10 protein-coding genes are annotated in these 11,394 nt (G+C 64.8%); 7 read left to right on the top strand and 3 right to left on the bottom strand.

Annotation, left to right across the window (positions count from 1 at the left end; translation table 11 throughout):
- Window positions 1–60: 60 nt before the first annotated feature.
- Together PVW46_RS07155 and PVW46_RS07160 are read right to left on the bottom strand one after the other, a co-directional pair.
- Window positions 61–1,362 (bottom strand): DUF3422 family protein, encoded by a 1,302-nt coding sequence (locus PVW46_RS07155; protein WP_043143289.1) that lies wholly within the window; start codon window positions 1,360–1,362, stop codon window positions 61–63.
- A 145-nt stretch (window positions 1,363–1,507) separates the two neighbouring features.
- A complete protein-coding gene (locus PVW46_RS07160; RefSeq protein ID WP_069208521.1) occupies window positions 1,508–1,945 on the bottom strand; it encodes a DUF6314 family protein in 438 nt (145 codons plus the stop codon).
- A gap of 166 nt (window positions 1,946–2,111) precedes the next feature.
- Between PVW46_RS07160 and purB the strand changes: the two genes are divergently transcribed.
- From purB to PVW46_RS07185, 5 genes are all read left to right on the top strand, one after another.
- A complete protein-coding gene (gene purB / locus PVW46_RS07165; protein ID WP_043143288.1) occupies window positions 2,112–3,422 on the top strand; it encodes an adenylosuccinate lyase in 1,311 nt (436 codons plus the stop codon).
- Window positions 3,423–3,427: 5 nt separating this feature from the next.
- Entirely contained in the window at window positions 3,428–3,916 is a 489-nt protein-coding gene (locus tag PVW46_RS07170; protein ID WP_069208522.1) for a DUF4396 domain-containing protein, read from the top strand.
- Between the two features lie 120 nt (window positions 3,917–4,036).
- Window positions 4,037–4,195 (top strand): hypothetical protein, encoded by a 159-nt coding sequence (locus PVW46_RS07175; protein ID WP_157903776.1) that lies wholly within the window; start codon window positions 4,037–4,039, stop codon window positions 4,193–4,195.
- A gap of 241 nt (window positions 4,196–4,436) precedes the next feature.
- Window positions 4,437–5,489, top strand: a complete 1,053-nt coding sequence (locus PVW46_RS07180; protein WP_069208573.1) for a flagellar motor switch protein FliG — start codon at window positions 4,437–4,439, stop codon at window positions 5,487–5,489.
- Between the two features lie 68 nt (window positions 5,490–5,557).
- The gene (locus PVW46_RS07185; protein ID WP_083242198.1) at window positions 5,558–6,526 is read left to right on the top strand and encodes a lysophospholipid acyltransferase family protein; all 969 of its coding nucleotides are present in this window, start codon (window positions 5,558–5,560) and stop codon (window positions 6,524–6,526) included.
- Here the strand turns inward: PVW46_RS07185 and PVW46_RS07190 are convergent.
- Window positions 6,496–7,191: a DUF1223 domain-containing protein gene (locus PVW46_RS07190; RefSeq protein ID WP_069208523.1), complete on the bottom strand. Its 696-nt coding sequence runs from the start codon at window positions 7,189–7,191 to the stop codon at window positions 6,496–6,498. The genes PVW46_RS07185 and PVW46_RS07190 overlap by 31 nt on opposite strands.
- Before the next feature lie 319 nt (window positions 7,192–7,510).
- Between PVW46_RS07190 and acnA the strand changes: the two genes are divergently transcribed.
- Together acnA and PVW46_RS07200 are read left to right on the top strand one after the other, a co-directional pair.
- Window positions 7,511–10,270 (top strand): aconitate hydratase AcnA, encoded by a 2,760-nt coding sequence (gene acnA / locus PVW46_RS07195; RefSeq protein WP_274575386.1) that lies wholly within the window; start codon window positions 7,511–7,513, stop codon window positions 10,268–10,270.
- 351 nt (window positions 10,271–10,621) lie between these two features.
- On the top strand, window positions 10,622–11,394 hold a 773-nt coding region (locus PVW46_RS07200), incomplete at its 3' end, for a Hint domain-containing protein (protein WP_274575387.1).

Consider the following 11,394-nt stretch of genomic DNA (forward strand, 5'->3'; position numbering starts at 1 on the left):
GGGTCGGCGGGCGGGCGCCTTTGCGGCAAGGCCGCAAACATTCCCGTCCCGGCGGCCCGCCTACAGATCCGGCCCGCCATCCTCCATGTGATGCCGGATACGGCGGATCATCAGCCAGACCACCGCCACCACCGGCAGCGTCAGTATCGCGGTCATCATGCCCTTGCTGATCCCCAGCAAGTCCGCCACCGGGTACATCAGGTATCCCGCCAAAGAGACCGCATAGTAACTGATCGCCACCACCGACAGCCCCTCGACCGTCTTCTGCAATTGCAGCTGCAGCTCGGCGCGCTTGTCCATGCTTTCCAGCAGTTGCTGGTTCTGCGCCGAACGTCCCACCTCGACCCGGGTGCGCAGCAGGTCGGCGGCGCGGGTGGCCCGGTTGGTCATGCTTTCCAACCGGCGCTCGGCGCTTTTCACCGTGCGCATGGCCGGGTCATAGCGGCGCATCATGAACTCGGAAAAGGTCTGCCGGCCCTGGAACCGTTCCTCGCGCAGCACCTCGATCCTCTGGCCCACGATGGCCTCGTAGGCGCCGGTCGCGCCCAGCCGGAAGGACATGCGCGCCGACAGGCTTTCCAGCTGGGCCGATACCTTGAGCAGCGCCTTGAGCGTGCCTTCCTCCTGGCCGTCCTCGTCGGTCATGATCTGCATCAGCCGGGTCAGCTCGGTGTCGATCTCGCCCAGCCGGGGCGAGATCTCGCGGACGCGGGTAAAGCCCAGCATCGACATGGCCTTGTAGGTCTCGATCTCGCAGAGCCGTTGCACGATACGCCCCACCCGGCGCTGGCCGATGCCCTCGCGGACGAAGATGGCAAAGCGCTGGTGCCCCGCCGGATCGATTCGGAAGTCGCCCGCAATCACCGCGTCGCCGTCGATCACCTCGCTGACCGCCACGCTTTCGGGCACCAGCCAGTCGTGCAACTGGCGGCTGATGGCGGTGTCGTCGGCGGGGCGTTCGTCGATGCGCAGCATGGCAGATGTCACACGCACGCCCGGCGCGCGGGCCAGCCAGTCCGGCGGGAAGACATCGAAATCCGCCGGATCGAAGGCGCGATCGCCTAGCCCCGGCATGAAGACCGTGTAGGTCACGAATTCCGTATGCTGTTCCCATTTCAGCATGAATTGCCCGATCCGGCCCTGGTAATGCGTGGCGCCGGGCTGGGGATGCGGGGTCTCGTGCCGGTCGAGCAGGTCGATCAGATGCGCCAGGTCCGCGCCCCGGTCGCGGGCGGCGGCGTCCTTGGGCTGCTTGATCGCCAGGTAGATCGCCCGGCACGGCGCCGTGAGCGAGGGAAAGGGGCGCGCGTGCAACTCGTTGGCCAGCTTGAAGCGCAGCGGATGGTCCTGGATGGGCGGCATGGGGTGGACTCCGGTTATCGGGCGCAACATGAATTGCTGCAGGTGCAAAGTAAAGAGGATAAACGGCGTCTTTTCAGTGCCTTATATGAATGCGACCGTATACATTGCCGTTGCGGCAAGCGGGTCGTGCCATAGACACGGCCTCTCATGACCCCGATCCCCCTGGCGGCGTGTAGCGGGTCAGGCTCTGGTAGCCCTTGCGCGGGCCGGAGACACGCCAGCGCAGCGACCAGCGCGGCCAGTCCGAGAAATCATAATGCCCATCGTATTGATCCGGCGGACACCAATGCGCGACCGCGCCACCCTGGGCCGGCACCTGGTGGAACAGGCGGCCATCCTCGAAGTAGACGGTCAGGTCGGCGTCCCAGCGATAGCTGCGCTCTGCCACGAAGGGCCCCTGCCCGCCCAGCCAGAACTGCCCGCGTTCACAATAGATCGCACCGGTGCCATCGGCCTGCCAGCGGGCCGTGCCCTCGAACCGGCCCCGGGCGCCATCGTCCTGCCGGATCTGCCGGCTGACCTGCCAGACGCCGAGGAATGCCCCGAGGTCCCGCGCCACCACAGTGTCTGATTGCCCTGTCATCTTGCCGTCCCCGCCGGATTCCAGAGTGCTAACACGCGGCACCGCCCCGGGGAAAGCCACAGCCGCCCTGTTCCCTATCGTCGCGGCGCACCCGCCCCCCTATTGCCGATACATCCCCGGCGGCGTATGGCACCCCAACGTCGCAGTCCCAGCCGAGAGGTCCGCCATGATCCCCCGCTATTCCCGTCCCGAGATGGTCGCCATCTGGAGCCCCGAAACCAAGTTCCGCATCTGGTACGAGATCGAGGCCCATGCCTGCGACGCACAGGCCAACCTTGGCGTGATCCCGAAAGAAAACGCCGAGGCCGTCTGGAAGGCCAAGGATGTCACGTTCGACATCGACCGCATCGACGAGATCGAGCGCGAGACCAAGCATGACGTCATCGCCTTCCTGACCCACCTGGCCGAGCACGTGGGCAGCGACGAGGCACGCTTCGTCCACCAGGGCATGACCTCGTCGGACGTGCTGGACACCTGTTTCAACGTGCAGCTGGTGCGCGCCAGCGACATCCTGATCAAGGATCTCGAAGGCCTGCTGGCGGCGCTGAAGAAACGCGCCTACGAGCACAAGGACACGGTGCGCATCGGGCGGTCGCACGGCATTCACGCCGAACCGACGACGATGGGCCTGACCTTTGCCCGCTTCTACGCCGAGATGGACCGCAACCTGAGCCGGATGCGCGACGCGCGGGCCGAGATTGCAACCGGCGCCATCTCCGGCGCCGTCGGCACCTTTGCCAACATCGACCCGGCGGTCGAAGAGCACGTCTGCGACCAGATGGGCCTCGTCCCCGAGCCGATCAGCACCCAGGTCATTCCGCGCGACCGCCACGCGGCCTTTTTCGCCACGCTGGGCGTGATCGCCAGCAGCATCGAGAACGTCGCCATCGAGATCCGCCACATGCAGCGGACCGAGGTGTTGGAAGCGGCAGAATTCTTCTCGATGGGGCAAAAGGGCTCGTCCGCGATGCCGCACAAGAAGAACCCGGTGCTGACCGAGAACCTGACCGGCCTTGCCCGGCTGGTGCGCATGGCGGTGATCCCGGCGATGGAGAACGTGGCGCTCTGGCACGAGCGCGACATCTCGCATTCGTCGGTTGAGCGGAACATCGGCCCCGACACCACGATCACGCTGGATTTCGCCCTGCACCGCCTGACCGGTGTCATCGACAAGCTGCTGGTCTACCCGCAGAACATGCTGGACAACATGAACAAGTTCCCCGGCCTTGTCATGTCGCAGCGCGTGCTGCTGGCGCTGACCCAAGCCGGTGTCAGCCGCGAGGACGCCTATCGCCTTGTGCAGCGCAACGCGATGAAGGTCTGGGATCACCGGACCGACTTCCGCGAGGAGTTGCTGGCCGACGAAGAGGTGCGCGCGGCGCTCTCCGAAGAAGAGATCAACGAGAAATTCGACCTTGGCTATCACACCAAGCATGTCGACACGATCTTTGAAAGGGTGTTCGGCGACCCTACCTGAGGGGTATGGAACATCAAGAGCATACCCCTGCGCATCACGGGGATGCGCAGGACGACACGCATGACACCCACGCCACATGGCCCGCCGCCTTCTGGGCGACGGTCCATTGTGCCACCGGCTGCGTCAGTGGCGAAGTTCTGGGGCTGATGATCGGTGTGTCGCTGGGGCTGGGTCCCTGGCCGATCATCGCCCTGACCACCTCCCTGGCGCTGCTCTTTGGCCTGACACTGGCCTCTGTTCCGCTGGCGCGGCGGCTGGGGGTCGGAGTGGGTGCTGCGCTTGGCATGGTCTGGCTGGGCGAGACGGTCTCGATCCTGACGATGGAAGCGGTGATGAACGCCGTCGACTATCTCATGGGCGGCATGACCTCCGGCACGGTCTGGAGCACGGCCTTCTGGCTGTCGATGGGCATTGCCATCCCGGTCGGCTTTGTGGCCACGCTGCCGGTCAACTATGTCATGATCGGCCGCGGGATCGCGAAACACGATCACTGAGCGCCCCGAAACCGGGCAGGTTTTCGGGATGTTGCGCGGGCATGGCCCTGCCGGGCAAGTTTGTTTTTGCCAGCGGCCTCTTGCGTGCTACCCTTTCGGATACACGCATACAGGAGGACCATGAAGATGAAGCTGAAGATGATCTTCGCCGCGACGGCCCTTATTGTGGCACCGGCGCTTTCGATGGCTTGCCCGGCCCATACCAAGCAGGCCATGAGCTGTGCCGACGGCATGACCTACGACCAGGAAAGCCACAGCTGCGTGGTGATCGCCAGCTGACGGCCAGAGGCGCCACAGGGTGCCGGACAGGACTTTCGCGGGCGGCCCATTGGGCTGCCCGTTTCGTTTCGCCCCCTCGGTTCTGCCCTGCCGCGTCTTTATGATCGCTAAACTGGCCCGGAAATTTACCAACAATTGCAGGCGTTTCCCCGGGCGATTTCCGGCATCGGGCTTAACGGGCCGGAAACCTTGTGGCGTTACCCCTTGGCCAAAGCCCAACAACATGGTCGGAAAAAACCGGATGTCCGCACTCGCTGCCCTGCCTGCCCCATCGGCCCCCGGTGGCAAGCCCCGTCTCAGCCGCAAGGCCAAGGCCGCCATCATCGTGCAATTCCTGCTGAACGAAGGCGCGGATGTGCCTCTGGCCGCGCTGCCGGACGAATACCAGGCCGAGCTGACGATGCTGCTGGGCAATATGCGCTACGTCGACCGCGAAACTCTGAATGCCGTGGTCGAGGAGTTCTCGAACGAACTCGAATCGGTCGGTCTCGCCTTTCCGGGCGACATGGCGGGTGCGCTGAACGCGCTGGATGGCAAGATCAACCCGCATACCGCCATGCGTCTGCGCAAGGAAGCAGGGGTCCGCCAGACCGGCGATCCCTGGGCGCGGATCAACGCGTTGGACGTGGACCAGATCAAGACTCTGGTAATGTCTGAAAGCATCGAAATCGCCGCCGTCATGATGTCCAAGATCGCCGTCGGCAAGGCAGCGCAGGTGCTGGCGAAACTGCCGGGCGACAAGGCGCGGCGGATCTCCTACGCGGTATCGATGACCACGGGCGTGACACCCGACGCGGTGGACCGGATCGGCCTCAGCCTGGCGGCGCAGATCGACGCCGAACCGCCCAAGGCCTTCAAGGCCCGGCCCGACGAACGGCTGGGCGCGATCCTGAACTATTCCAACACCGCCGTGCGCGAGGAACTGTTGCAGAACCTCGAACAGGAGGACGCGGCCTTTGCCGAGGCGGTGCGCAAGGCGATCTTTACCTTTGCCAACATCCCGGAGCGGCTGAACCCGATGGACGTGCCCAAGATCACCCGCGACGTGCCGCCGGACACGATGGCGCTGGCGCTGGCGGCCGCGAACCAGGGTACCCCCGAAGAGATGAAGGCGGTCGAATTCCTCTATGCCAACATGTCCAAGCGCCTGGGCGAGAACCTGCGCGAAGAGGCCGCTGGGCTGGGCGAGGTCAAGGCCAAGGTCGGCGAAAAGGCGATGGCGGCTGTGGTCAGCGCGATCCGCGACCTGGTCTCGGTGGGCGAGATCGAGCTTGTGACCCCCGACGAAGAGTGATGCCCCCGCCCCTTGCCGCCCGGCATCGCCCTGCATAGAACGAGGGCGATCTGTACGAGGGGGCCCCGGTGAGCGGCAAGGACACGGCAAACACGCGGAAGGCGGGCAAACCCGAGGCGAAACCAGAGGTCGCGCGCGGCACCTGGCAGGACCGCCTGTCCGACATCGGGTTGAACCTCTTTGTCGGCGCTCTGCGCCTCTTGCCGGTGCGGCAGCGGCTGAACCTGGCCAGCTGGATCGTGCGCCGCGCCGTGGCCCCGGCGCTGGGATATTACGACCGGGTCGAGGCCAATATCGACCACGTATGGCCCGGAACGCCGCCCGAGGAAAAGCGCCGCATCGCCGATGCGGCGATCGACAACCTCGCCCGCGCCTTCATCGAGAATTACGACCCGGCCGAGATGCTGCAACGGGGCGCCGCCTACCCGGTGGGCGGCCCCGGCCTGGCCGACTTCGAACAGGCGCGGGCCGAGGGGCGACCGGTGCTGCTGCTCTCTGGGCACTACGGCAACCCGATCTGTGCCCGCTGCGCGCTGGTGGCGCGCGGCTACGAGGTGGGCGGGCTGTTGCGGGCCATGTCGAACCCCTATTCCAACGCACGCTACGTCCAGAATTATCGCGACGTGGCAGAGCCGGTTTTCGTGCAGGGGCCCGGCGGGTTGAAGGCATTGTTGCGCCATGTGCGCGGCGGCGGCGTGCTGGCGATGGTCTTTGACGTCTTCGACGGCTCCGGCGTGCCCATCGACTTTCTTGGCCAACCGGCGCCCACCGTGACATCCCCGGCGGATATCGCGCTCAAGACCGGGGCGCTGCTGATCCCCTATTTCGGCATCCGCCGCGCCGATCGCTACGGCTTTGACACCATCCTCGAAGAGCCGATCGAACATGGCGATCCGGTCGAGATGATGCGCGAGGCGACACGGCGGCTGGAGGCACGGATCAAGGACGATCCGGGGCAATGGATGTGGACGCACCGGCGCTGGAAACCCAAGCGCCAGATGAAACGTCAGCGCAAGCGGGCCGCCGCCACGATGTGACCGTCCTTCGGGTCCTGCACCAGCACGACCACGGGCGTATCAGCGCCGACGGTCACGCGCCCTTCGTAGGGCCCCTGCCCGTCCCAACGGCCCACCACGTCCCAGCGGCGGGCGATGTTGGTATAGGTCAGCGTATGGCCCGCGTTCTCGCCCCGGGTGATGGTGATTTCCTTGGCCGGATCATAGCGCACGACGTGCACGTCACAGGGCCGCATCGACTGCAGCGCCTCGGCGTGAATGACGATGGCATCGCCGTCACGGGTGACCGTGAGGCGCGCATGGGCCGGCTGTTCGGCATGTTTGCGGATCAGCTTGGACAGTTTCATCGGGCGTGAGCCGACGACATCGTCCTGGCCGTTGACGACCATCTGCGGGGTATAGATCATCTTCCAGCCGCCGGTCCGGGCATAGGCCTTTTGCCGCTGGGTAAAGGCGTGCTGCGCAAAGGCATCCTTCCAGCCGATGTAGTCCCAGTAGTCGACATGCAGCGCCAGCGGGATCACGTCGTCGCGGTCGCTCAGCTCGGCCAGGATGGCGTCCGCCGGGGGACAGGAGGAACAGCCCTGCGAGGTGAAAAGCTCGACCACGACCGGATTGTCCTGGGCGCTGACCGCCCCTGCCAGCGCGATCCAGCCCGCCGCCACCATACCTGCAAACCTGTGCATGAATGCCTTGCCCTTGTCTCGTTCCCCCGTCCGGGTCTACCCAAGCGCGTTCTCGAACGCCAATCAAGGTTTTGGGAGATTGCGTGACAGGTTTTGCCCCAATCGCGCACAGCGCGTCCGCGAACCCGGGGCGATGAGGAGGCAGGCAGTGTGCCGGTTTGCACGGCGGCAAGAGCGAGCGGCACCGGTTCCGCCACCCTGCCGGACAAAATTGTGTGCAACGGTATACAAAAACGACGCACCCCCCTTGATTGAGTCCCCCGCTTTCGGCAAGAGGGGCGCAAGGAACATTCTCGTCACCCCATCGGAGGCATTGCCCATGACCATCACCGTAGGCCATGACAGCGCGGGCACGCGCAAGACGCTCGAAGCCGGCGGCAAGACCGTCGCCTATTACTCGATCCCGGCGGCCGAGGCCGCGGGCCTTGGCGATTTCTCGAAACTGCCCGCCGCGCTGAAGGTGGTGCTGGAGAACATGCTGCGGTTCGAGGACGGCAAGACCGTCACCCAGGACGACATCAAGGCGTTCAGCGACTGGGCCGCGAACGGCGGCAAGGGCGACCGTGAACTGGCCTACCGTCCGGCGCGCGTGCTGATGCAGGACTTTACCGGCGTTCCCGCCGTGGTCGACCTGGCCGCCATGCGTGACGGCATCAAGGCCCTCGGCGGCGACGCACAGAAGATCAACCCGCTGAACCCCGTCGACCTGGTCATCGACCACTCGGTCATGATCGACGAATTCGGCAACCCGCGCGCCTTCCAGATGAACGTGGACCGCGAGTATGAGCGCAACATGGAGCGTTACACGTTCCTGAAATGGGGCCAGACCGCGTTCAACAACTTCCGCGTCGTTCCCCCGGGCACCGGCATCTGCCACCAGGTGAACCTGGAATACCTCAGCCAGACCGTCTGGACCGACGAGGACCAGAACGGCGAAACCGTGGCCTACCCCGACACGCTGGTCGGCACCGACAGCCACACCACGATGGTCAACGGCGCCGCCGTTCTGGGCTGGGGCGTGGGCGGCATCGAGGCCGAGGCCGCGATGCTGGGTCAGCCGATTTCCATGCTGATCCCCGAGGTCGTCGGCTTCAAGCTGACCGGCGCGATGATGGAAGGCACCACCGGCACCGACCTCGTCCTGAAGGTCGTGGAAATGCTGCGCGCCAAGGGGGTGGTCGGCAAGTTCGTGGAATTCTACGGCGAAGGCCTGGACAAGCTGCCGCTGGCGGACCGCGCCACCATCGCCAACATGGCGCCCGAGTACGGCGCCACCTGCGGCTTCTTCCCGATCGACGGCGAGACCCTGCGCTACCTGCGCAACACCGGCCGCGACGAGGACCGCATCGCGCTGGTCGAGGCCTATGCCAAGGCGAACGGCATGTGGCGCGACGCGGATTACGCGCCGGTCTACACCGACACGCTGGAACTGGACATGGGCACCATCGTGCCGGCCATTTCCGGCCCCAAGCGTCCGCAGGACTACGTTGCCCTGACCGCAGCCGCGCCGGCCTTTGAAAAGGTCGTGGCAGATTTCCGCGGCATCGACATCTCGGGCGACGCCAAGGACATGGCCGCCGAAGGCCCCGCCGCGACCAAGCCGGTCAACATCCACAAGACCGCCAAGGTCGAGGGTGAGGACTATGAGCTGCGCGACGGGTCGGTCGTGATCGCCTCGATCACCTCCTGCACCAACACCTCGAACCCCTATGTGATGATCGGCGCAGGCCTCGTGGCCCGCAAGGCCGCGGCCCTTGGCCTGACCCGCAAGCCCTGGGTCAAGACCTCGCTGGCGCCGGGCTCGCAGGTTGTCTCGGCCTACCTGGAGGCCGCCGGCCTGCAGGAGGACCTGGACAAGGTCGGCTTCAACCTCGTCGGTTATGGCTGCACCACCTGCATCGGCAACTCCGGCCCGCTGCAGCCGGAAATCTCGAAGGCGATCAACGAGAATGACCTGATCGCGACTTCGGTCCTGTCGGGCAACCGCAACTTCGAGGGCCGGATTTCGCCCGACGTGCGCGCCAACTACCTCGCGTCGCCGCCGCTGGTCGTGGTCTACGCGCTGGCCGGTGACATGAACATCGACATCACCAGCGAACCGATCGGTCAGACGCCGGACGGCAAGGACGTCTACCTGAAAGACATCTGGCCGACCACGCAGGAAGTGGCCGAGCTGGTCGAGCAGACCGTGACCCGCGAGGCGTTCCAGTCCAAGTACGCCGACGTGTTCAAGGGTGACGAGAAGTGGCAGGGCGTCGAGGTTCCGCAGCAGGAAACCTATGACTGGCCGGCGACCTCGACCTACATCCAGAACCCGCCCTACTTCCAGGGAATGGGCAAGGAGAAGGGCGCGATCACCAATATCGAGGGCGCGCGCGTCCTGGCCCTGCTGGGCGACATGATCACCACCGACCACATCTCTCCGGCCGGGTCCTTCAAGGACACTACCCCCGCCGGTCAGTACCTGGTCGAGCGCCAGGTTCCGGTGCGCGAGTTCAACTCGTACGGATCGCGTCGCGGCAACCACGAGGTGATGATGCGTGGCACCTTCGCCAACATCCGCATCAAGAACGAGATGCTGGACGGCGTCGAGGGCGGCTATACCAAGGGCCCCGATGGCAACCAGACCTCGATCTACGATGCCGCGATGACCTACAAGGACGCCGGCACCCCGCTGGTGATCTTCGGCGGCGAACAGTACGGCGCCGGCTCGTCGCGGGACTGGGCGGCCAAGGGTACGGCGCTCCTGGGCGTCAAGGCGGTCATCGCCGAGAGCTTCGAGCGCATCCACCGCTCGAACCTGGTCGGCATGGGCGTCATCCCCTTCGAGTTTACCGGCGGCGACACCCGCAAATCTCTGGGCCTGAAGGGCGACGAGAGCGTTTCGATCTCGGGCCTCGACACCGTGCAGCCGCTGCAGGAAGTGCCCTGCACCATCACCTACGCGGATGGGTCGACCAAGGAGATCACGCTGAAATGCCGGATCGATACCGCCATCGAGGTGGAATACATCGAACACGGCGGCGTGCTGCACTACGTGCTGCGCAACCTCGCACAGGCGCCGGTGGCGGCGGCGTAACGCCCCCTCCGGTCCACATCTAACCACCTCATGAAAGGCCCCCGAAGTTTGATACGGGGGCCTTTTTCTATGCGCAGACGATCATGCAACGGCCACCTCTGCAGCAAGGGGTCCCGCCACCGCTCCAAGCTTGGCGGGACACCGTTGGGATGCCCCACTTGGACGTGTGTTTTCGGGCGAATGGACCACCTGGCTTTGCCCATGACTCGGCATCGTCAGTTGCATAAGTCACACCTATCCGCAGATATTTGGTTAGCCGGTCGACATTGGCCGATCAGCTTTGCAAGCATTCCATTTCAACCGGTCTCCGCGAAACTATTGCGATGACCCCAGGCAAGAAAAAGGTGCCACATGGCAACTTATGAGATTTCAGGCTACGCGTCTTACCAGGTGAATACCACGAACACCGTCACGTTCTTCGAGGGGACCACGGTGCAAAACTTCACCTTCGACGACGGGAATGGTGCGGGCGACATGGTCTTTTCGGAGAACGAAATCGTCGCCACGGTCGCGGGCGAGCAACTGCCCTATTTGGGCACCATAAACGTGGACATGGTCGGAGGCGGCACGATGGAACTGGCCCTGGTACAAGGTGCGGCCAGTTTCACGGATCCGAACATCATTCAGGTGCTGATCGTTGTTCCGGACTACCTCTCTGTCTCGGACTTCAATTTCCCGCAACCGATCGTCTACGCCTCGCGCTCCACGGACGATTTTCCCACCTGCTTTGCCGAGGGCACGCTGATCGCCACCCCTGACGGAGAAACCGCGGTAGAAGCGCTGCGCGCCGGCGACCTTGTGACCACGGCAGAGGGCCGCGCGGTGCCGGTCAAGTGGATCGGACGACAGACCCGTTTGCCGTTCTTCTCGGGTGCCGCCGCCGCACCTGTGCGCATCAAAGCCGGCGCTTTGGGCAACGGACTGCCGCATCACGACCTGACCGTGACGGCAGACCACGGCATGATCCTTGATCGTCTGGTGATCAACGCCTCAGCGCTGGTAAATGGATCAAGCATCGATTTTGTCCCGATGGCCGAGCTACCGGAGACATTCACCGTCTACCACGTTGAAACCGAAGACCACGACGTGATCCTCGCCAATGGCGCGCCGTCCGAGACCTTCAT

The sequence above is a fragment of the Mameliella sp. AT18 genome (assembly GCF_028807275.1).
Classification (GTDB): domain Bacteria; phylum Pseudomonadota; class Alphaproteobacteria; order Rhodobacterales; family Rhodobacteraceae; genus Antarctobacter; species Antarctobacter albus.